The sequence below is a fragment of the Citrobacter sp. Cu096 genome (genome assembly GCF_030332285.1).
In the GTDB taxonomy this organism is placed as follows: Bacteria; Pseudomonadota; Gammaproteobacteria; order Enterobacterales; family Enterobacteriaceae; genus Citrobacter; species Citrobacter meridianamericanus.
This window is the reverse complement of sequence record NZ_JAOWID010000030.1, coordinates 1,076,494-1,097,393: the sequence shown is the minus strand read 5'-3', so window position 1 is coordinate 1,097,393 and position 20,900 is coordinate 1,076,494. Positions and strand designations below refer to the sequence as shown.

Here is a 20,900-nt window from a genome sequence, read left to right as displayed (position 1 = left end):
AACAATTCATATTTATCCCTTTACGGAACTTATCCTTTAGCATGCTTTTACTCCCCGTATGGGTAGTCACAGGTAAATAAAAAAACTAAAGGATTATTTCAATGAACAGAAAAGTACTGGCTCTCGTCATTCCAGCCCTGCTGGCTGCAGGCGCAACTCACGCTGCTGAAGTTTATAATAAAGACGGCAACAAATTAGATCTCTACGGTAAAGTAGATGGTCTGCGTTATTTCTCTGATGACGCCAACAAAGATGGCGATCAGACCTATGTTCGTGGCGGTTTCAAAGGCGAAACTCAGATCAACGATATGCTCACCGGCTACGGTCAATGGGAATATCAGGTCAATGCCAACACCACTGAAAGCAACCGCAACAACAACTTCACACGTCTGGCCTTTGCAGGTCTGAAATTCGGCGACTACGGTTCATTCGATTACGGTCGTAATTATGGCGTACTGTACGACGTAGAAGGCTGGACCGATATGCTGCCAGAGTTTGGCGGCGACTCCTACACCTATGCTGATAACTTTATGACTGGCCGTGCTAACGGCGTAGCAACTTATCGTAACACTGACTTCTTCGGTCTGGTGAACGGCCTGAACTTTGCATTGCAGTATCAGGGTGCGAACGAACAAGCGGGTGATGAACAGGAAGGCACCGGTAACGGCAGCGATCGTAACGTTCAGAACTCTAACGGTGATGGCTTCGGTATCTCCTCTACTTACGATCTGGGTATGGGTGTAAGCTTCGGTGCGGCATACTCTACTTCTGACCGTACTAACGATCAGGTTAACGCAGGTAAAGCTGGTGGCAACGTTGCCGGCGGGGATACAGCTGACGCGTGGACGACCGGCCTGAAATACGATGCCAACAACATCTACCTGGCAACCATGTACTCCGAAACCCGTAACATGACACCGTACGGCGACAGCGGCGTAGCCAATAAAACCCAGAACTTCGAAGTCACTGCACAATACCAGTTCGACTTCGGTCTGCGTCCGGCTGTATCTTTCCTGATGTCTAAAGGGAAAGACCTGAACGCTACCGACGGTGACAAAGACCTGGTTAAATATGCTGATATCGGCGCTACCTACTACTTCAACAAAAACATGTCCACCTATGTTGATTATAAAATCAACCTGCTGGACGAAGATGACAGCTTCTACACTCGTAACAACATCTCTACTGATGATGTTGTCGCATTAGGTCTGGTTTACCAGTTCTAATCCGTCAGCCCGCTGGCAACAGCGGGCTATTCTTTCTTTGGTAACCAATCTGTTTTATTCAGATCGAAATATTATATCTATTGTATTAAAACACCTCTTTGATAGATGATATCTTCATTAAGACCTGTAGTAGAGGATACCTGCAATGAATCATCATCCTGTAAAATCATCCCGTATTGCATCCGTCGGCTATGACGAATCCTCTCACACGCTGGAAATTCGCTTTCACCAATTGGCTACCCTGCAATATCAGCATGTCCCTGCGCGTATTTTTCGTGATTTCCTGAGCGTGGTCTCTAAAGGTCGATTTTACGACGGCGTAATAAGAGGCAAGTTTCCTGAAATCAAAATAAAGTGATGCCAAAATGTGATCTTTGTCATTGTACATAAAGTGCCATTACGCGGTAAGCTTTAGGTGGATGCTTAAACAGGAGGTTTTATGAACAGAACGATTCTTGTACCCATCGATATTTCAGACTCAGAATTAACTCAACGCGTTATTGCCCATGTTGAAGCGGAGGCCAAAATTGACGATGCGCAGGTCCATTTTCTGACCGTTATTCCGTCACTGCCCTATTACGCTTCCCTGGGTTTGGCCTACTCAGCAGAGTTACCGGCCATGGACGATCTGAAAGCCGAGGCAAAATCTCAACTGGAAGAGATTATCAAGAAATTCAATATCCCAACGGACAGAGTGCACATTCATGTCGCAGAAGGTGCACCGAAAGATAAGATTCTGGAGATTGCTAAAAAATTACCGGCTGATATGGTCATTATTGCCTCACACCGACCTGACATCACCACCTACCTGCTGGGCTCTAACGCCGCAGCGGTGGTACGTCACGCGGAGTGTTCGGTACTGGTAGTCCGCTAAGCTGTCTGGCCCGCACATCGCTGCGGGCTTTTTATTTCTACCACTTATACCTCACGATTCCTGCCCTAAATGTGCTGACATTTTTCCCGCTTATCCGTACCATACACGCCACTGTTTTCATATCAGACTTTTTTTGCCGGACTATCCGGCGTGATGCATACTCTTCTGATGCCACACTATGAATTGAGCCTCTATTAAATGTCGCAAAATCAAGATATTAGCAAGAAAGAACAATACAACCTGAACAAGTTGCAAAAACGTCTGCGTCGTAACGTGGGCGAAGCCATTGCCGACTTCAATATGATCGAAGACGGCGATCGCATTATGGTGTGCCTTTCCGGAGGGAAAGACAGCTATACCATGCTGGAGATCCTGCGCAATTTGCAGCAAAGTGCCCCAATCAGTTTTTCCTTAGTGGCGGTTAACCTCGATCAGAAACAACCCGGTTTCCCGGAGCACATCCTGCCAGAGTACCTGGAACAGCTGGGCGTTGAGTATAAGATTGTCGAAGAAAACACTTACGGGATAGTCAAAGATAAAATCCCTGAAGGCAAAACGACCTGCTCACTCTGCTCTCGCCTGCGTCGCGGTATTCTGTATCGCACGGCAACTGAGTTAGGCGCCACCAAGATCGCGCTCGGGCACCATCGTGACGACATCCTGCAAACGCTGTTTTTAAACATGTTCTACGGCGGGAAAATGAAAGGCATGCCGCCGAAGCTGATGAGCGATGACGGTAAGCATATCGTTATTCGTCCACTGGCTTACTGCCGCGAGAAAGATATCGAGCGCTTCTCCGAAGCGAAGGGTTTCCCGATTATTCCGTGCAACCTGTGCGGCTCACAGCCGAACCTTCAGCGTCAGGTCATTGCCGACATGCTGCGCGACTGGGACAAACGCTATCCAGGGCGCATTGAAACCATGTTCAGCGCGATGCAGAACGTTGTACCTTCACATCTAAGCGATATCAATCTGTTCGATTTTAAAGGCATCAGGCACGGTTCAGAGGTTGTGGACGGTGGTGATTTAGCGTTCGATCGTGAAGAGATCCCGCTGCAGCCTGCGGGCTGGCAACCAGAAGAAGATGATGCTCAACTGGATGAGTTGCGTCTGAACGTGGTGGAAGTGAAGTAAGTCGAGAATGCCGGATGGCGGCATAAACGTCTCATCCGGCCTACAATGTGCATACGCGCCTGTAGGCCTGATGAGCAAAGCGCCACCAGACATTTCAGTGGACGTTTATTTCAATAAACGAACCCGGCAGGTTTTGCCTTTAATTTTACCATTTTGCAATTGCTTCCATGCCTTATGCGCTACAGTCTGACGAACAGCGACATAAACATGCGCCGGATGAACGGCAATCTTACCGATATCGGCACCATCCAGTCCAATATCACCCGTCAGTGCACCCAGAACATCACCGGGACGCATTTTAGCTTTTTTACCGCCATCAATGCATAACGTCGCCATCTCTGCTTCAAGAGGCAGAACCGAGACGTTAGCGGGCGCAGGCAGCCAGTTCAGCTTCAGTTGCAGCATTTCTGAAAGAATATTGGCTCGCTGGGCTTCTTCTGGCGCACAGAAGCTAATCGCCAGACCGCTGTTGCCGGCACGCGCGGTACGTCCGATACGATGGACATGAACTTCCGGATCCCACGCCAGTTCGAAGTTAACCACCAGCTCGAGTGATTTAATATCCAGGCCACGCGCAGCGACATCGGTGGCAACCAGAACGCGTGCGCTGCCGTTGGCAAAACGCACCAGCGTCTGGTCGCGATCGCGCTGTTCCAGATCGCCATGCAGTGAAAGAGCACTTTGCCCCGCCGCATTCAGTGCGTCACACACGGCCTGACAGTCTTTTTTGGTGTTGCAAAAAACGACACATGAAGCAGGCTGATGCTGGCTGAGCAATTTTTGCAGCAGCGGAATTTTGCCGTGGCTGGAGGTTTCGAAAAACTGCTGCTCAATCGCCGGTAGCGAATCAACGGTATCAATTTCAATGGTTAATGGATTTTGTTGCACCCGGCCACTGATGGCGGCAATGGCCTCCGGCCAGGTCGCAGAAAACAGCAAGGTCTGGCGAGAAGCAGGCGCAAAGCGGATAACATCATCAATCGCATCGCTAAAACCCATATCCAACATACGGTCGGCTTCATCCATGACCAGTGTATTCAAAGCATCCAGAGAAACGGTGCCTTTTTGCAGGTGGTCGAGTAAACGCCCCGGCGTGGCGACAATAATATGAGGCGCATGCTGCAGAGAATCACGCTGTGCACCAAAAGGCTGCCCACCGCACAACGTTAAGATCTTGGTGTTTGGCAGAAAGCGGGCTAAGCGACGCAGCTCACCCGCCACCTGGTCGGCAAGCTCACGCGTCGGACACAGCACCAGCGATTGTGTCTGAAACAGCATGGCATCAATATGCTGTAATAATCCGAGACCAAAAGCCGCCGTTTTGCCACTGCCGGTTTTAGCCTGCACGCGAACATCTTTACCTGCCAGGATTGCCGGTAATGCAGCAGCCTGAACAGGCGTCATTTCAAGATAACCCAGCTCGTTAAGATTCTCGAGTTGGGTAGCAGGTAGAACATTCAGGGTTGAAAAAGCAGTCACAATTTAATCTCGCGATAAAAACTTACATTCAGCAGGCGCGTATCCTCGCAGATCTGCGCCCACGATGCGACAATTTAATCGGCTCTTCGTCCGGTGGCGGATCCGGCATTGGCTGCGGACGAGGAATGGGATCGGGAATGGGAATCGGATCGGTCGGTAGTGAATCAGTGTGTGGCGATACAATCAGACAACTCATATACCCCTCCAGTTATTGAGACTGACTCTTTTAGGGTAGACGTTGATTTCATGCAGGCAAAAAAAAGCCGACTAATCTAAGTCGGCGTCGTACGAATCAATTGTGCTATGCAGTAATTCAAAAAAGGAAGTAAGACAATATGGAGCGCAACGCCCATCGCTTGACGTTGCATTCACCTGCGAGAGAGATATTGCCCCGAATAGGTAGATGGTTTATTGACTTCGCTCAAAAACCAGCACGTTTTCATGCGCAAAAGTCACTAAAAAACGTTGTTGTTACAACCATTTACTACGATGCAACCATAAAGTAACACCACCAATCAGGACCACTAACAGAATACAAAAAAGTGAGAAGCCAAATTGCCAACCACCACCAGGGATACCGCCGAGGTTAACGCCAAACAACCCGGTTAAAAAAGTGCTGGGAAGAAAAACCATTGCCATCAATGACATTGTATAAGTTCGGCGAGCCAGAGACTCCTGCATCACCTGCGCAATTTCATCTGCCATAATACCGGTCCTGGCAATACAGGCATCGATTTCATCCAGCCCTCTCCCCAGCCTGTCAGCAATATCCTGCATCCGTCGCCGATGGTCGTCAGTCATCCAGGGCAACCGTTCGCTCGCCAGACGGGCATAGACATCACGCTGTGGTGCCATATAACGGCGCATCACAATTAACTGCTTACGCAGTAATGCCAGAAAGCCACGCGGCGGGATCTGCTGATCGAGCAGGTTATCTTCCAGATCGATAATTTTGTCGTGCAACTGTTCGATAAATTCGCTGGCATGATCGGTCAGTGCATCACAGACATCCACCAGCCAACCGCCACAATCAGCTGGCCCTGTACCTTCCTGGAGGTCGCTGACTACGTCATCCAGTGCCAGCACTTTGCGCTGACGCGTTGAGACAATCAGACGTTCATCCATATATAAACGCATCGCTACCAGTTGGTCAGGCCGCTCGTCTGTACTGCCATTGATACACCGCAGCGTGATTAACGTACCTTCTCCTACTCTGCTGACGCGCGGACGCGTGCTTTCACCCGCCAGCGCATCACGCACGTTATTGGGAAGTAAAGGCGTTGTCGCCAGCCATTGCGCACTTTCAGGATGAGTATAATTAAGATGCAGCCAGCAGGCATGCTGAGTGTCGATAACATCGTTATCTTCCAGTGGTTTCACCCCACCACGGCCATCCAACAGCCATGCAAATACGGCATCCGGCACATTAACATCCGTTCCCTTAATGGCTTCCACAGCGCCTCCACAAACATTCAGCTTTTTTCGTTAGTCTAGCCGTCAGAATATGTTAAGCAATATCTCATTGTCCCATTGTGCTGAAATGACTCATAAAAGTATCTGATAATAAGTAAAGCGCCGACAAATGCGGCGCTTGTTGCGAGGCGATTCTGTTAAGCCCGTTGGCGTCTCTCAGAATCAAAAGCGTGACTTAAGCGAAACTTGTGCGTTCGAGACTGGAGGTCTGTCACTTGATTTTTCAGAATATCCGAAGAGTCTGACAGTTCATCCACCATAATGGCGTTACTCTGAGTCACGTTTTCCAGTTCCGCGAGAGCATGAGTAATACTGATGATCCCTTTCTCCTGCTCCTGCGTAGTGGTTAATATCTCGCTCATCAGTTGGTTTAATTGCCCGGCACCACCAACAATATCCTGCATATTTTTTTCAGCTTCACGCACAATAGCCGCACCTTGCTGAACGTTTTCATGAGTTTGGGCAATCAGATGTTTAATATTCTTCGCGGCATCCGCGCTACGATGCGCGAGCATTCGCACCTCTGCGGCTACCACGGAAAAACCTTTGCCATGCTCTCCCGCTCTCGCCGCTTCTACAGCGGCATTCAATGCCAGAATATTTGTCTGGAATGCAATACCATCTATCATGGTAATAATTTCTGTCATCTGCTGCGCACATTCGGTGATCGACTGCATATTGGTTGCGACCTGCACCATTAAATCCCCCCCCTGCTGGGCAGATAGCGTTGCAATATTGGCCTTAGCACTCGCCATTTGCGTATTCTCTGCATTGTTACGCGTGCTGACCGCTATTTCATCCATGTTAGCAGCCGTTTGCATTAATGCACCGGATTGCTGCTCTGTCTTTACTGATAACTCAGCGCTGCGTTCCGCGAGCTGTTCAGAAAGCGCCATAGCCGTTTGCGAGGATGTTCTGATCTCATTAACCAGTGTTGAAATATTACTTGATAAACTATTAATGCCGGGTATTAATCTCCCCGCACAGTTATTGCCAAACTCTGGAATACTGATCGCCAGATTCCCGGACGTCACTTCCTCAATGCTTCTTTTAACCGTATTAATTGGCATGACCAAATATTTCGTCATGTACCACCATAGACATAATATAGAAATTAAGCTTACTGAGTTAGTCCCAATGATAATCTCTGGGGGGGCCGAAAGAAATATTTCAACGACATTTAGAAAAAACGCCGTAATGAGCAGAAATAAAATAATAAAGGTTCTGACACTAATATCATTTAACATTTTAGTCCTGTGTGCCAAGAAATAACATGGATATTATTTTTTATAGCATCTGCAATCAAGATTTCCATAGCGCTGAGACGAAAGACGAACTTTCAATGAGAGTTTGTAATCCTTTCACTTAAGGCAGGCAATTATACTGGTAGTTTTTATTAATTAAGTATTTTACCCTACAAAAAATGAGGCTGAAGCTTGTCGTTAGATTATTGTGATGGCAAGCACGCCGTGCGCACAAAATGCACAGAATCATAAACCCGATGAATATTTGTATAAGTAAAGGACTGTCATTTTCAATGTTCGCCCCTTCCCTCTAATAGTCATTGTAAAAACACAAGGACATTCCCGGTTTTATCAGGTTAACTGGACAAAACCTGCTAAATTTATCATCACGTCTTTTTTTCGATAGGTAGTAAGATGTTGCACGTGTCGTGGGACCCTGTATTGATTGGGATTTCCTTTGTGGTCGCGTTTATTGCCTCCTTTATTGCTCTCGACAGTGCGGGCAAAGTGGCAATTTCCAGCAGACGTGAATCTACCTTCTGGCGACTCTCTGGCGGCGCTACGCTGGGTATGGGGATCTGGTCGATGCATTTTATTGGTATGCTGGCCATGAAAATGAGTATGCCAATAAATTATCATTTATCCCTCACAGCGTTTTCGTTCTTTATTGCGCTCATTTCTGCGACAGTCGCCATCAATATCGCTATTTCTGGTAATACACTATCAACAAAACGCCTGATCATTGCTACCAGTATATTAAGCGCTGGTGTTGTCACAATGCACTATGTTGGCATGTATGCCATTATCGAACATGTGGCTATAACCTGGGATCGCTCACTAATCCTGCTCTCCGTGATTATTGCCGTCGCTGCATCTGGCGTCGGTTTGTGGCTGGCCTTTCATTTACGCCAAAATAACCGTCGAGCGCTAATAAATCGGCTTATTGCTGCTTTTATTATGGCGGTGGCAATAGCCTCTATGCATTACACCGGTATGGGAGCTGCTACGTTCACCCACTTTGGACACACTGCGCACGATGGTCTCAGCACGCTAGAGCTTTCTATCTGGGTCTGCGCCGTCACGCTTGTTATATTGGGGATCATGCTGGTGGTTTCGATGGTGGATTCGCAACTCCGTACCTCCCGACTGGCTGACAACCTGCATCAGTTGAACTGCCAGCTTGAGCATCAGGTTCACTTCGACGCGCTGACCGGTCTCGCTAATCGTACGCAAATAGACACCTGTTTAGTGGCCTGCCTTCGGCATTCTAAGCTGCATCAACAGCATTTCGCGTTGGTATTTATCGACCTCGATCGTTTTAAAGTCGTTAACGATACCTGGGGACATCACATTGGCGATCAGCTACTGATTGCCAGTACACAGCGAATCTTCAGCTGCCTTGATGACTCAATGACACTGGCAAGACTGGGGGGAGATGAATTTATCTTGCTGGTCCCTGACTGCAACCAGCAGGTTATCTCCACCCTGCTGACGCGGATTGCCGATGTGATCGGTGAGCCCTTTAGCTTGTTCGGGCATACCATTCGGGTTTCGCTAAGTGCGGGGAGCAGCATTTATCCTGAACATGGCTCAACGCTGCATGAGCTAAAAGTGAAGGCTGATATGGCGATGTATCATGTCAAACAGACGGGCAGAAACGGCTGGGCTATTTATCATCCTGAAATGGAAGCTATCGCGGATACGCCGCCGACATTTTTACAGGAACTGTCACAAGCGCTTGAACGCAACCAGTTTGAGCTATGGTATCAGCCCAAATATACCGCTGGAGATCATTCCCTGACCGGTTTTGAAGCATTATTACGCTGGCATCATCCGGAACGCGGCATGCTGCTGCCAGCCGAATTTCTTCCTGCGTTGGAAGATACGGGCCTGATTATTCCCGTCGGGAAATGGGTTATCCAGCAGGCATGCTTGCAGTTGTATCAATGGAAATTACAAGGGAATACAGAATGGACGCTCGCCGTTAACCTCTCACCCGCCCAATTTGAACAGCATGATATTATTGATGTTGTTTGTAATGCACTGGCACAATATCAGCTACCACCAGCCTGTCTCACGCTGGAACTCACTGAAAGCACCGCCCTTAAAAATTTAAAACGCAGCGTTGAAGTCCTGAATGCTTTCTCTACTTTGGGGATCACCGTTTCTATTGATGATTTCGGTACGGGTTATTCAAATATATTGATGCTGAAGTCTCTTCCAGCGCGCGAATTAAAAATTGACAGGATATTTGTCAAAGATATTAGTGAGAACAGCAAAAACACAAAAATTGTGTCTACCATTATTGACATAGCTCACTCCATGAATATGCGTGTGGTGGCAGAAGGAATAGAAACCCAGGAACAGGAAATACTCCTTACACAGATGGGTTGTTGCATGCTGCAAGGTTTCTTGTTTGCAAAACCGCTACCAGCACATAAGATTCATGAACTGATACAACCAGAAACCAGCATCAAACAAATGCCAGTCGTACAACCCTTGTCTCACCGACAATCAATAACATTGTGAGACGCAATATCTAAAATATTCGCCTTTTAACGGGCAACACAGCAGATAAAGATAACGGGATTATCGATGAGCACAACCGAGCTGCATTCACTGGATTTATTAACCTTTCCGGTATGGATTGTTTTGCCACATACCGAAGAGCTGGTATTCGCTAATAACGTTGCACGGGAGCTAATGCATGATCTCTGTTTTTCCCCGCTCCGCATGGGAACATTTTCAGCGCATGTTCAAAATGATTTAACCATGTATCTCAGCGACTTGCGAAATCTTCACCATATTGTGGAAATTCTCACGGTTTATCGCGAGGGTGAGGAGGCCGCGATGGCAAGTCGCCTCTCCATTAAAGCCCTGCCGGGTATGGGTGAAGTCATCCTTTTCGAAGGTATTGAAACACCTACTGCGCAGGGTCTGAAGGCGAGTCGTTCAGCAACCTACCAGCGGAAAAAACAGGGATTTTATGCACGTTTTTTCCAGACCAACTCCGCGCCAATGTTACTTATTGATCCGTCCCGCGATGGGTTGATCGTTGATGCGAATCTCAGTGCGCTCAATTTTTATGGATACACTCATGATGTGATGTGTCAGAAACATACATGGGAAATCAATATGCTGGGCCGCCGTATACTTCCGGTGATGCATGAGATCGCCCATCTACCCGGTGGTCATAAGCCTTTGCATTTTGTCCATAAACTGGCTGATGGGACTTCCCGTCATGTACAAACTTACGCCGGACCGATCGAAATATACGGTAATAAACTCATGTTGTGCATTATTCATGACATTACCGAGCAAAAGCGGCTGGAACAGGAGCTTGAGCGTGCGGCCATGCGAGATGTTTTAACGGGATTATTTAACCGCCGACATTTTTATCAGGTAACCGAGCCGGAGCAAACGCATGCGATATCATTGACGCAGGACTACAGCCTGCTGTTGATCGATACTGATCGCTTTAAAAGCATTAACGATCTGTTTGGCCATTTGAAAGGCGATGAAGTACTTTGCGCGCTGGCACGCACACTGGAATCCTGTGCACGAAAAGACGATCTTATTTTTCGCTGGGGTGGTGAAGAATTTGTGCTGCTTCTGCCGCGAACGTCGCTGGATGTTGCTCTCAACCTTGCAGAAGTGATCCGCGCGACGGTCGCAAAGGTGACTCTCCCTGGCCTTCCCCGCTTTACCGTCAGCATTGGCGTTGCCCGACATGAAACGAACGAAAGTATTGATGAATTATTCAAACGCGTTGACGACGCGCTATACAAGGCCAAGCACGAAGGCAGAAACAGAGTCTTGGCCGCCTGATGTATACGTTGATTAGCGACTGCGCTTCGCGTGACGCTCCCAGTTTTCCTGTTTTGCCTGCGCTGTTTTACGTAATGCCACATAGCATGCCCCGCTGCCGCCGTGATGCGGCAATGCGGTGCAGTAGGCCTGCACATCGTCAAATTCTGTCAGCCAGCGCGCCACATAACTGCGAATAATATTGGCATGAGCGTTATCGTCACGCCCCTTGCCATGTATCACTAACACGTTACGTAACCCATCCTGCCGTGCCTGCAAAATAAAACTGAAGAGCATCTGACGGCATGTTTCAACGGGTTGGCGGATGAGATTAAGGCTCGCCTGCTGCGGATATTTTCCGGTTCGCAGTTTATCTGTCACACCGTGCTGCAAACCTTCGCGCCGAAAAGCCAGCGGCTCGCTCAACGGAACAATATCGAGAAACCCCGTAGAGAGAAAGTTATCCAGTTGAAGCGTGTCGATACGCGCCGGGGTGCGAATATTACGCGTTGGCTGCCAATGTACATCGGCGGAGCCCTTCAGCGGTTGAACATCCCCCATCGCATCAAGAAACAGCGAATTATCATCCAGGTTCATGTTTCATCCTCCAGCGAATTACGACGAACGTTATCATAACCGCGCACTATTATACCGACAACGGTTTACGATTATTTCCAGTAATTCACCCGCTTGACTCCACTGAAAAGATCTACTCATAACATGCAGATATCCGTTTTTAGGGGTATAGCTGCAACGGTCAATAGCGTGATAATGTGTCACCTCGCCTGAACGCTGTAATGAGAGATACGGATGCTTAACTTACTGGAAGACATCATCGACACACCGCTTGGCCCGCTATGGGTTATTTGTGATGAGCAATTTCGCCTGCGCGCGGTGGAATGGGACCAACACAGCGATCGCATGGAACAATTGCTGGATATTCATTACCGCACAGAAGGCTATCAGCGTATGGCCGTCAAAAATCCTGGCGGACTAAGCGATAAGCTGTCGGAGTATTTTGCCGGGAACCTCAGCATTATTGATTCGTTGGAAACAGCAACCGCTGGCACGCTTTTCCAACGCGAAGTCTGGCAAGCATTGCGCACTATCCCCTGTGGACAGGTCATGCACTACGGTCAACTTGCCGAACAACTGGGACGTCCAGGCGCCGCCAGAGCTGTCGGAGCGGCTAATGGTTCAAACCCGGTGAGCATTGTGGTCCCCTGCCATCGCGTCATTGGACGTAACGGCACCATGACCGGATATGCCGGCGGCGTGCAACGAAAAGAGTGGTTATTACGTCACGAAGGCTATTTGTTACTCTAGATCCCAGGCAATTAATGCCTTATTCATCACACTTCCGTACAATGCGATCCTAAATTAAGTGTTTTTAATCAATAAGATACAATCATTTACCTCAGTTATGCCTGAATTATTCTCTCTTGGGAGTAGCTCAGACTTACGCGCTCACCAAAAAGATGTTAAAATTGACAAATATCAATTACGGCTTGAGCAGACCTATGATCCCGGAAAAGCGAATTATACGGCGCATTCAGTCTGGCGGTTGTGCTATCCATTGCCAGGATTGCAGCATCAGCCAGCTTTGCATCCCGTTCACACTTAACGAGCATGAGCTTGACCAGCTCGATAACATCATCGAGCGCAAAAAGCCTATCCAAAAGGGGCAGACGCTCTTTAAAGCAGGTGATGAGCTAAAATCACTCTATGCTATCCGCTCCGGAACGATTAAAAGCTATACCATTACCGAGCAAGGTGATGAGCAAATTACCGGTTTTCATCTGGCAGGCGACCTGGTTGGCTTTGATGCGATTGGCAGCGGCCATCACCCGAGCTTTGCCCAGGCGCTGGAAACCTCAATGGTATGCGAAATTCCTTTCGAAACCCTTGATGACCTGTCCGGTAAAATGCCGAACCTGCGTCAGCAAATGATGCGTCTGATGAGCGGCGAGATCAAAGGTGACCAGGATATGATCCTGCTGTTGTCAAAGAAGAACGCAGAAGAACGTTTAGCGGCCTTCATCTATAACTTGTCCCGTCGTTTCGCCCAACGCGGATTCTCCCCTCGCGAATTCCGTCTGACGATGACCCGTGGCGATATTGGTAACTACCTCGGTCTGACGGTTGAAACCATCAGCCGACTACTAGGACGTTTCCAGAAAAGTGGCATGCTCGCAGTGAAAGGTAAATACATCACTATTGAGAATAGCGACGCACTGGCCGTTCTTGCTGGCCACACACGTAACGTTGCATAATCTTTCCGCAAGCATCGTAATTATCCTTCTGTCAAATCGCTAAATTTCCTGATTTACCGATCTGGCAGAAGGTTCTCCCCTCTTTCAATGATTTACCGATTATTTGATACACATAAATTTCGATGGGCTCAGACAATAGTGCTATTGTTTCGCCCAAAACCCGCCCCTACGTCTCAAAATGCACCCAAAAGTACCGTTAATTATTTCCTGTCAGCTTGACGTAATATCTTGCAGTTAAAGCACCGAAATCATGACTACCCATTTACAGAATGTACTTCCGCATAAATACATTCTGTTTATTCGGGTTCTACACATTATTGTCGCGGTATTGGATTCAATTACCAGGTTCATGCTCAACTTAATGTTAACATAATGTTGACTCGCCATACTGATAAGACGCTAAAAGAGGTCTTCCTATGCGAATCTTATCTCCTTATACGTTGCGCTGGCTTCCTGGTGAACGTGAGCAGAATGATATTTCAGTGTTTATTCGTGAAAGTTATTCTCAGTTTTATCATGCATCTCTTCCGCGTTGCATGCCATGGTTACTTGGAATGTTCGATGCCAACGGAGAATTAAAAGCAGCATGTGGCGTCCAGCCAGCCTCAATGGGTACGCTATACCTCGAACATTATCTTGATGTCCCGGTTGAAGCCGTGCTGTCTGCACGATTGTTACATCCCGTTTCACGTGACTCAATGGTTGAAATTGGTAATTTTGCCGCGAGCGACGGGGCTAGCGCCCGAATAATGTATGCGGCGCTATGCCTGCTTCTCAATCAATACTGCTATTCGTGGATTGTCTTTACCGGAACTAAAAAAATACGCAATACCTTTTTCCGTCTGAATCTTCAGCCAGTCACATTGATGCCTGCTGACCCGACAAGGCTTGGCGAAGCTGCGCGTGAATGGGGGAGCTATTACGAACATGACCCACAAATTATGGCGGGAGAGTTACATGGTGGGCAAACCACACTGAGTCAGACCAGCCTGTTGCTGGGAATGTTTGCTGATCCGCCTGCTGCTCCCTGGATAACCCCTTCCGGAGGATCTTATGTTTCTGAACATGCTTGAGAAACAGGTTACGCTTCAGCCAAATGCCCTCGCCCTGCAGGGAGACTCTCGCTCGTGGAGCTGGCAGCAATACCATGAAGCCGTTAAGGCAGTGGCCGAACAATTATCTTCCCTCAAGGTAAAACGGCTGGCACTTGAAATGGATAACAGCCCTGAATGGGCGATCATCGATCTCGCATGCCTGGTAAGTGGAGTGGTAATCATCCCTGTCCCCTCCTTTTTCAGCGGGCAACAGAAAGCCTGGGTACGATCATCAGCCTCTGTGGATGCACAAATCGGTGGGGAAATCCTGGCGGATTGGCAGGAACACGATTTTGTACTCGGAAGACTGCAAATCCGTGCAGTAAAGGACCCCGTGACTCTGCCGGCAGGAACGGCAAAGATAACGTATACCTCCGGTACAACCGGAGAGCCAAAAGGCGTCTGTCTGAGTCTGGATGGTATGGTATGGATGGCTCAAACGTTAGCAGCCGCACTGCAACCCCTGAATCTGGAAAAACACCTGGTGACACTGCCCCTCAGTATCCTGCTGGAGAATCTGTGCGGCGTTTACATCCCTCTGCTACTTGGCGTTGAGACGGTGATTATCCCGCCCTCCCGGATTGGGTTTGAAGGTTCCAGCCGCTTTAATCCAGCCCAGTTTCTTCAGGCGCTGACCACCTGGAACCCACAAAGCCTGGTGCTGGTACCGGAGTTGCTACGGGTGTTACTGCATCTGCACAAGCAGGTACCGGGCAGTACGCAATCTTTACGTTTTGTCGCCGCAGGCGGCGGCAAGGTTCCGGCTTCATTGCTGACAATGGCGATATCGAGTGGCTTACCAGTATATGAAGGGTATGGCCTCTCCGAATGTGGCTCTGTCGTTGCCCTCAATCTTCCCGACGCCATAAAAGAGAACAGCGTCGGTCGGCCATTGCCTGGTATCCAGATCCATGTTGATGACCAGCAACAATTGTGTGTCACCAGCCCGGCCAACGCGTTGGGGTATCTGGGAGCCGCGCCCGCCTCCCCCACAGTTGCTACCGGCGATCTTGGCAGTGTTGATGACCACGGGTTTGTTAGTATTCAGGGACGCCTGAAGAACGTGCAGATAAACGCCTTTGGTCGTAATTTTTCACCTGAATGGCCTGAGGCAGAGGCCATGGCCTGCCCGGCTGTACGCCGAATCGTGATTTTTGGCGAAGGCTTAAGGCATAACGTTGCACTCGTCGATGCCGTCGACGGGCAACAGACGCAGGCCCGCGAGCAACTACTGGCCGTTTCTGCTCGACTGCCTGATTATGCGCAGTTCCATCGTTTGTTATTCACTTCAGCTATTTCAGAGCCTGGCATGCTCACTGCAAATGGCCGCCCACGCCGGGAACTCATCCGGCAATCCCTCTGGCAACATATTCTCACCTGTAGTGAAGAGGAGTCATCATGAGCTTTTATAACATATTACAACAACAGACTGAGGCCGAACGCCGCAGTTTACTCTCCTCGCCTGTCATCGCGCGCTGCCAGACTGGTGATATCTCGCGCGAGCTGTATATCGCTTTTCTGACACAGGCTTACTATCACGTCAGCCATACCGTCCCCCTGTTGATGAGTGCTGGCAGCCGCTTGCCAGCCTCACATGAAGCTGTTCGGGGCGCGATTGCTGAATATATTGACGAAGAGTACGGGCATCAGGAATGGATCCTGAACGATATTCAGGCTTGCGGCGGTGATGCGCAAAGCGTTCGCAATGGCACTCCAGGGATACCGATAGAAATGATGGTTGCCTGGCTCTACTACCGCATTGAACGGATCAATCCTATGAGTATTTTTGGCATGGTACAGGTACTGGAGGGAACCAGCGTATCTATTGCTACCGCGATTGCAGCCCAGGTGGAACGGACACTGGGGCTGCCAGAACAGGCGACAACCTACCTGCGTTCACACGGTGAACTTGATCAGGGGCATCTTAAGTTTTTCGCCTCACTTATGGATACCGTGACTGACGAAGCCGATCAGGCAGCCATTATCTATGCTGCTCGTCGTGTCTATCGCCTGTACACAGAGATGCTTAATCAACTGGGGCAGACCACGCATGAACCTGCATGATAAAACCGTTCTGCTGACTGGCGCCAGCGGTGGTATCGGACAAGCGCTGGCGCAAAGGCTGGCGCACAAAGGAGCCAGACTGTACCTGGTAGGACGAAATGCGCAGGCAATGATGCTTCTGAAAGAAACGCTTCCCAATCCGGAACGGCATCATATTGCGCTGATGAACAGTTATACTGATGAGGAAATCGTCGCGCTGGCCAGCAGATTCAAAGATGAGAACAAACTGGATATCCTGATCAACAATGCCGGAACCAGTCGTTTTGCACTGTTTGAACAACAGTCTTTTGAGGATATTCGGGAACAGATTAGAACCAATATCGAAATCCCCACCCTGTTAACCCGCGCCATGCTGGATAAGTTTAATCCGCAGGGCATCGTCCTGAACATTGGTTCGATATTTGGTGAAATTGGTCACCCTGCCTGGAGCGTGTATAGCGCCACCAAGGCAGCCACGCATCGTTTCTCGGAGGCGCTGGGGCGCGAATTAAAGGGGAATGGTATCTGCGTACTGTATGCCGCGCCGCGCACCACCGAAACTACGCTCAACAGTGACGAGGTTTACGCGCTTAACCGCAAACTGGGTAATGGCAGTGATTCCCCGCAATTTGTCGCCATACGTCTGGTGCATCTCCTTGAGACAGAGCAGAAACTCTACCGCTTCGGCGTGATGGAGCGTCTGTTCGTAAAAATCAATGCCTGGTTTCCCGGTATAGTAGACAACGCGTTGGGTAAAAAATTACCCGTGATCCAATCCTATACCCAGGGCTTATTCAAAGGTGAAGACAAATGAAAATTTTGAAAACGTTGCTGCTGACGGCAGCTTTTCCCGTCTCTGCCATGGCGACTACCACACTGGAAAATCTCCAGCACGACTGGTCAGTTTGCCAATATCAAACCCTTGAAGCGAAAAAAGAGAGCTGCTTTACCGCACTGAGTCAGCGGGCCCATAGTGCGAGTCAGGCGAAAAATAATGCTGATGCATCATTGCTTATCTGGTCGGCGATTATCGACAGTAGCTGGGCGGGGGCTAAAGGAGGGCTGGGTGCATTGAGTCTGGTCAAACAGGCACGTAGCGATTTGGAAAAAGCGATCAGCATCGACCCCAATGCTTTACAGGGATCTGCCTGGACCAGCCTTGGGGCGCTGTATTATCAAGTTCCCGGCTGGCCGATTGGGTTTGGTGATAAAAACAAAGCCGACGAAATGCTGAAAAAAGCACTGGCGATCAATCCTGATGGCATCGATCCAAACTATTTTTATGGCGACTTTTTGCTAAAAGAGAAAAAGACTGACGAAGGAAAACGCTATCTGGAAAAAGCGCTTAAAGCACCGCCTCGCCAGGGGCGTGAGATTGCCGACCAGGGACGCCATCGTGATATAGCAAAAGACCTGGAAAGTATTCAGTAAATATACAAACCCTTGCCTTCTATATCCTCCGGCGGACTACGCTACAACAGAAGGATCAGATCATTATGCTAAATAACCGTATGCCGACAGCGCTACACCAGGATGCCTAAAACGGACACAAATTCGGAGGAAAGTCGTTTAGTTTTAGCAAGATGTGAATAAAATATATAAATTTTCCCAATTTATTGATCTGGCAGGAGGTTATCCCCTGTTTCAATCCACATTATTGGGTTACTCTTTTAGTTACAAACTGCGATGACAGTTGTAAGGAGACCCTGTATGGCTATGTACAAAAATATGCTGGTCGTCATCGATCCAAACCAGGACGATCAACCAGCATTAAGGCGAGCTGTTTATCTGCATCAACGGATTGGTGGCAAAATTAAGGCCTTTTTGCCGATCTATGACTTTTCCTATGAGATGACTACGCTGCTGTCGCCCGATGAACGTACGGCAATGCGTCAGGGAGTTATAAGCCAACGAACGGCATGGATACGTGAACAAGCGAAATACTATATCGAAGCAGGGATCCCTCTTGAGATAAAAGTGGTCTGGCACAACCGTCCCTTTGAAGCCATCATCCAGGAAGTTATCAGTGCTCAGCATGACCTGGTCCTCAAAATGGCGCACCAACACGACCGCCTCGAAGCCGTAATTTTCACCCCCACAGACTGGCATTTATTGCGTAAATGTCCAAGCCCGGTATGGATGGTCAAAGACCAGCCATGGCCTGAAGGGGGTAAAGCTCTGGTTGCGGTCAACCTCGCCAGTGAAGAGGCTTATCACAACGCGCTCAATGAAAAACTGGTCAAAGAGACGCTGCAACTGGCAGAACAGGTTAACCATACCGAAGTACATCTGGTGGGGGCCTATCCCGTGACGCCAATCAACATCGCGATTGAACTGCCTGAGTTTGACCCCAGTGTTTACAACGATGCGATCCGCGGACAGCACCTGCTGGCGATGAAGGCGTTACGTCAGAAATTCAGTATCGATGAGAAAATGACGCATGTTGAAAAAGGTTTACCTGAAGAAGTTATTCCTGATTTAGCCGAGCACTTGCAGGCAGGTATTGTCGTGCTGGGTACCGTCGGTCGTACCGGTATTTCGGCCGCGTTCCTTGGTAACACCGCGGAACAGGTTATCGATCACTTACGCTGCGACCTGTTGGTTATCAAGCCGGATGAGTATCAAACACCTGTTGAACTGGACGACGAAGAAGACGATTAACCGCGTAACACATGCCGGATGACGATATCATCCGGCATTTCAACACCTAGTGCTGCTCCTCACCGCCGAGGAAATAAATACCAAGCGGGATAGCCAACAAAATCGTAAACACCATACTGTAGACACAAATCATTGCAGATTGAATGGCGTACATTGAGGCGGTCCAGTCGGATAGCGGAATGTCATACTGTTCAATAACGCCACCGATCGTCGCTCGCGTCACGACCGACGCTGCGATAATAAACACCCCAAGCAGGCACAACAGAAACTTCCGCCCCTTTGCTGTCTTCAGCTTAGCCATGATCATAGTACTGTCCTTTTGCAGATGAAAACCTTGTTACTTTGCGCTAACAATACCATGACATCAACTGACTGTCTGCTACATAAACCATACACAGGGTTGACGCCAGCGCGATTTCGCCGAAAATAGCGCTAATTGCATTATTTTTCTATCCTGGAGAATAATGCTCTGATCGCCTGAACTGAGTAAAATATTCAAGGATTAGGATATCAGATGATATTTCGCTAACACGGAGCTGCCTGGAAGAATCATGATCGCTGAACTGTTTATAAATAACGCGTTTAATTTGACAGTAATTCTCAGCTGCTGTGCCGCACTGATCCTGATGAGTGTCTGGTATCATCGAGGAGAGCGACGCTGCAAAGGATTCATATTTCATGCCGCGCAATTTTTTATCTATGCCGTTATCATTGGGACGTTTGGCAGTATTGCCAATAACATTATCGAAAGTTACAGCCTGAAATTTATCTCCTCCAGCGTGGTCGATTTTATCTGCACCTCGTTGATTGCGCTGATCCTGACCACCAAACTCTTTTTGATGATTAATCAGTTTGAAAAAACGCAGATTAATAAAGGCAGAGATATCACCAGTGCGAGGATCCTGTCGCGTATCATTAAGATTACCATCGTGGTCGCTATCATTTTGCTGTACGGCGAGCATTTCGGCATGAGCTTATCCGGCCTGTTAACCTTCGGCGGTATTGGCGGCATCGCTGTAGGTATGGCGGGTAAAGACGTTCTGAGCAATTTTTTCTCTGGCATTATGCTCTATTTCGACAGACCGTTTAGCATCGGCGACTGGATCCGCTCCCCGGACCGTAATATTGAAGGCACGGTAACAGAAATCGGCTGGCGAATGACCAAAATAAAAACCTTCGATCATCGCCCGCTATATGTACCAAACTCGGTTTTCTCTTCCATCAGCGTAGAGAACCCGGGGAGGATGACTAACCGACGCATCAAAACGGTGATCGGGTTACGATATGAGGATGCTGATAAAGTCGGTAACGTTGTTGAATCAGTCAGACAAATGTTGCAAAACCATCCTGGAATAGACCAGAAACAAACTCTGTTGGTTTATTTTAATGAATTTGCTGATTCATCATTGAATATCATGGTGTATTGCTTCACGAAAACCACCGTCTGGCAGGAGTGGCTCGCAGTACAACAAGACGTTTATTTGAAGATAATTTCGATAGTCCAGGCAAACGGCGCCGACTTTGCGTTCCCAAGCCAGACGCTCTATATGGAGAACTCCACCACACAAGCGTCTGCCAATTAAAATGATGAT

Annotated in this window: 21 protein-coding genes; 15 read left to right on the top strand and 6 right to left on the bottom strand. The window is 48.5% G+C overall.

Annotated elements, in window-relative coordinates:
- The first annotated feature begins 101 nt into the window (after positions 1-101).
- The 4 genes from ompC (at position 102) to ttcA (ending at position 3,234) form a co-directional block, all read left to right on the top strand.
- Positions 102-1,226 carry a porin OmpC gene (gene ompC / locus OGX99_RS19625; RefSeq protein ID WP_151219315.1) on the top strand — a complete coding sequence of 375 codons (1,125 nt, stop codon included), beginning with the start codon at positions 102-104 and terminating at the stop codon, positions 1,224-1,226.
- A 145-nt stretch (positions 1,227-1,371) separates the two neighbouring features.
- On the top strand, positions 1,372-1,584 hold the full coding sequence (locus tag OGX99_RS19620) for a KTSC domain-containing protein (RefSeq protein ID WP_005126657.1): 213 nt from the start codon (positions 1,372-1,374) through the stop codon (positions 1,582-1,584).
- A gap of 81 nt (positions 1,585-1,665) precedes the next feature.
- Complete coding sequence (uspF, locus tag OGX99_RS19615; protein WP_003020369.1) at positions 1,666-2,100, top strand: universal stress protein UspF; 435 nt, start codon at positions 1,666-1,668, stop codon at positions 2,098-2,100.
- A gap of 198 nt (positions 2,101-2,298) precedes the next feature.
- Positions 2,299-3,234, top strand: coding sequence for a tRNA 2-thiocytidine(32) synthetase TtcA (ttcA, locus tag OGX99_RS19610; RefSeq protein WP_016156617.1), 936 nt, complete (start codon positions 2,299-2,301; stop codon positions 3,232-3,234).
- 105 nt (positions 3,235-3,339) lie between these two features.
- Here ttcA and dbpA read toward each other — a convergent pair whose 3' ends face one another.
- The 4 genes from dbpA to OGX99_RS19590 all read right to left on the bottom strand — a co-directional run bounded on the left by dbpA (position 3,340) and on the right by OGX99_RS19590 (position 7,433).
- Positions 3,340-4,713, bottom strand: coding sequence for an ATP-dependent RNA helicase DbpA (dbpA, locus tag OGX99_RS19605; RefSeq protein WP_187252368.1), 1,374 nt, complete (start codon positions 4,711-4,713; stop codon positions 3,340-3,342).
- Positions 4,714-4,741: 28 nt separating this feature from the next.
- A complete protein-coding gene (ynaL, locus tag OGX99_RS19600; protein WP_286544800.1) occupies positions 4,742-4,909 on the bottom strand; it encodes a proline-rich small protein YnaL in 168 nt (55 codons plus the stop codon).
- 275 nt (positions 4,910-5,184) lie between these two features.
- Positions 5,185-6,168, bottom strand: coding sequence for a zinc transporter ZntB (zntB, locus tag OGX99_RS19595; RefSeq protein ID WP_286544797.1), 984 nt, complete (start codon positions 6,166-6,168; stop codon positions 5,185-5,187).
- A 155-nt stretch (positions 6,169-6,323) separates the two neighbouring features.
- Positions 6,324-7,433 carry a methyl-accepting chemotaxis protein gene (locus OGX99_RS19590; RefSeq protein WP_187252366.1) on the bottom strand — a complete coding sequence of 370 codons (1,110 nt, stop codon included), beginning with the start codon at positions 7,431-7,433 and terminating at the stop codon, positions 6,324-6,326.
- A gap of 411 nt (positions 7,434-7,844) precedes the next feature.
- On the opposite strand from OGX99_RS19590, the gene OGX99_RS19585 reads away from it, so the two are divergent.
- Positions 7,845-9,959: a putative bifunctional diguanylate cyclase/phosphodiesterase gene (locus OGX99_RS19585; protein ID WP_210905137.1), complete on the top strand. Its 2,115-nt coding sequence runs from the start codon at positions 7,845-7,847 to the stop codon at positions 9,957-9,959.
- A 66-nt stretch (positions 9,960-10,025) separates the two neighbouring features.
- A complete protein-coding gene (locus OGX99_RS19580) occupies positions 10,026-11,258 on the top strand; it encodes a GGDEF domain-containing protein (RefSeq protein ID WP_187252364.1) in 1,233 nt (410 codons plus the stop codon).
- Between the two features lie 12 nt (positions 11,259-11,270).
- Here the strand turns inward: OGX99_RS19580 and smrA are convergent, their stop codons facing one another.
- Entirely contained in the window at positions 11,271-11,834 is a 564-nt protein-coding gene (gene smrA, locus OGX99_RS19575; RefSeq protein ID WP_151219318.1) for a DNA endonuclease SmrA, read from the bottom strand.
- Positions 11,835-12,047: 213 nt separating this feature from the next.
- Between smrA and ogt the strand changes: the two genes are divergently transcribed.
- The 8 genes from ogt to uspE all read left to right on the top strand — a co-directional run bounded on the left by ogt (position 12,048) and on the right by uspE (position 19,308).
- Positions 12,048-12,563, top strand: a complete 516-nt coding sequence (ogt, locus tag OGX99_RS19570; protein ID WP_151219319.1) for a methylated-DNA--[protein]-cysteine S-methyltransferase — start codon at positions 12,048-12,050, stop codon at positions 12,561-12,563.
- A gap of 194 nt (positions 12,564-12,757) precedes the next feature.
- Positions 12,758-13,510, top strand: a complete 753-nt coding sequence (fnr, locus tag OGX99_RS19565; protein WP_003020397.1) for a fumarate/nitrate reduction transcriptional regulator Fnr — start codon at positions 12,758-12,760, stop codon at positions 13,508-13,510.
- 416 nt (positions 13,511-13,926) lie between these two features.
- Positions 13,927-14,583: a thermostable hemolysin gene (locus OGX99_RS19560; RefSeq protein WP_151219320.1), complete on the top strand. Its 657-nt coding sequence runs from the start codon at positions 13,927-13,929 to the stop codon at positions 14,581-14,583.
- Positions 14,564-16,006 (top strand): AMP-dependent synthetase/ligase, encoded by a 1,443-nt coding sequence (locus OGX99_RS19555; RefSeq protein ID WP_286544767.1) that lies wholly within the window; start codon positions 14,564-14,566, stop codon positions 16,004-16,006. Before OGX99_RS19560 ends, OGX99_RS19555 begins: the two co-directional genes overlap by 20 nt.
- Positions 16,003-16,668, top strand: a complete 666-nt coding sequence (locus OGX99_RS19550; protein WP_286544764.1) for an iron-containing redox enzyme family protein — start codon at positions 16,003-16,005, stop codon at positions 16,666-16,668. The genes OGX99_RS19555 and OGX99_RS19550 overlap by 4 nt, the downstream gene beginning before the upstream one ends.
- Positions 16,655-17,461: an SDR family oxidoreductase gene (locus OGX99_RS19545; protein WP_151225499.1), complete on the top strand. Its 807-nt coding sequence runs from the start codon at positions 16,655-16,657 to the stop codon at positions 17,459-17,461. Before OGX99_RS19550 ends, OGX99_RS19545 begins: the two co-directional genes overlap by 14 nt.
- Entirely contained in the window at positions 17,458-18,078 is a 621-nt protein-coding gene (locus OGX99_RS19540) for a tetratricopeptide repeat protein (protein WP_151219324.1), read from the top strand. Before OGX99_RS19545 ends, OGX99_RS19540 begins: the two co-directional genes overlap by 4 nt.
- Before the next feature lie 279 nt (positions 18,079-18,357).
- Positions 18,358-19,308 carry a universal stress protein UspE gene (gene uspE, locus OGX99_RS19535; protein WP_151219325.1) on the top strand — a complete coding sequence of 317 codons (951 nt, stop codon included), beginning with the start codon at positions 18,358-18,360 and terminating at the stop codon, positions 19,306-19,308.
- A 46-nt stretch (positions 19,309-19,354) separates the two neighbouring features.
- Here uspE and OGX99_RS19530 read toward each other — a convergent pair whose 3' ends face one another.
- Positions 19,355-19,615 (bottom strand): DUF2534 family protein, encoded by a 261-nt coding sequence (locus OGX99_RS19530; protein ID WP_003020403.1) that lies wholly within the window; start codon positions 19,613-19,615, stop codon positions 19,355-19,357.
- 244 nt (positions 19,616-19,859) lie between these two features.
- On the opposite strand from OGX99_RS19530, the gene OGX99_RS19525 reads away from it, so the two are divergent.
- Positions 19,860-20,891: a mechanosensitive ion channel family protein gene (locus OGX99_RS19525; RefSeq protein ID WP_187252360.1), complete on the top strand. Its 1,032-nt coding sequence runs from the start codon at positions 19,860-19,862 to the stop codon at positions 20,889-20,891.
- Positions 20,892-20,900: the final 9 nt, after the last annotated feature.

Coding starts and splice junctions, on each gene's coding strand:
- ompC (WP_151219315.1), top strand. CDS start 102: ATGAACAGAAAAGTACTGGCTCTCGTCATTCCAGCCCTGCTGGCTGCA.
- OGX99_RS19580 (WP_187252364.1), top strand. CDS start 10,026: ATGAGCACAACCGAGCTGCATTCACTGGATTTATTAACCTTTCCGGTA.
- OGX99_RS19550 (WP_286544764.1), top strand. CDS start 16,003: ATGAGCTTTTATAACATATTACAACAACAGACTGAGGCCGAACGCCGC.
- OGX99_RS19525 (WP_187252360.1), top strand. CDS start 19,860: ATGATCGCTGAACTGTTTATAAATAACGCGTTTAATTTGACAGTAATT.
- ttcA (WP_016156617.1), top strand. CDS start 2,299: ATGTCGCAAAATCAAGATATTAGCAAGAAAGAACAATACAACCTGAAC.
- uspF (WP_003020369.1), top strand. CDS start 1,666: ATGAACAGAACGATTCTTGTACCCATCGATATTTCAGACTCAGAATTA.
- OGX99_RS19540 (WP_151219324.1), top strand. CDS start 17,458: ATGAAAATTTTGAAAACGTTGCTGCTGACGGCAGCTTTTCCCGTCTCT.
- OGX99_RS19555 (WP_286544767.1), top strand. CDS start 14,564: ATGTTTCTGAACATGCTTGAGAAACAGGTTACGCTTCAGCCAAATGCC.
- smrA (WP_151219318.1), bottom strand. CDS start 11,834: ATGAACCTGGATGATAATTCGCTGTTTCTTGATGCGATGGGGGATGTT.
- OGX99_RS19530 (WP_003020403.1), bottom strand. CDS start 19,615: ATGATCATGGCTAAGCTGAAGACAGCAAAGGGGCGGAAGTTTCTGTTG.
- OGX99_RS19560 (WP_151219320.1), top strand. CDS start 13,927: ATGCGAATCTTATCTCCTTATACGTTGCGCTGGCTTCCTGGTGAACGT.
- OGX99_RS19545 (WP_151225499.1), top strand. CDS start 16,655: ATGAACCTGCATGATAAAACCGTTCTGCTGACTGGCGCCAGCGGTGGT.
- OGX99_RS19620 (WP_005126657.1), top strand. CDS start 1,372: ATGAATCATCATCCTGTAAAATCATCCCGTATTGCATCCGTCGGCTAT.
- OGX99_RS19585 (WP_210905137.1), top strand. CDS start 7,845: ATGTTGCACGTGTCGTGGGACCCTGTATTGATTGGGATTTCCTTTGTG.
- fnr (WP_003020397.1), top strand. CDS start 12,758: ATGATCCCGGAAAAGCGAATTATACGGCGCATTCAGTCTGGCGGTTGT.
- ynaL (WP_286544800.1), bottom strand. CDS start 4,909: ATGAGTTGTCTGATTGTATCGCCACACACTGATTCACTACCGACCGAT.
- OGX99_RS19590 (WP_187252366.1), bottom strand. CDS start 7,433: ATGTTAAATGATATTAGTGTCAGAACCTTTATTATTTTATTTCTGCTC.
- uspE (WP_151219325.1), top strand. CDS start 18,358: ATGGCTATGTACAAAAATATGCTGGTCGTCATCGATCCAAACCAGGAC.
- ogt (WP_151219319.1), top strand. CDS start 12,048: ATGCTTAACTTACTGGAAGACATCATCGACACACCGCTTGGCCCGCTA.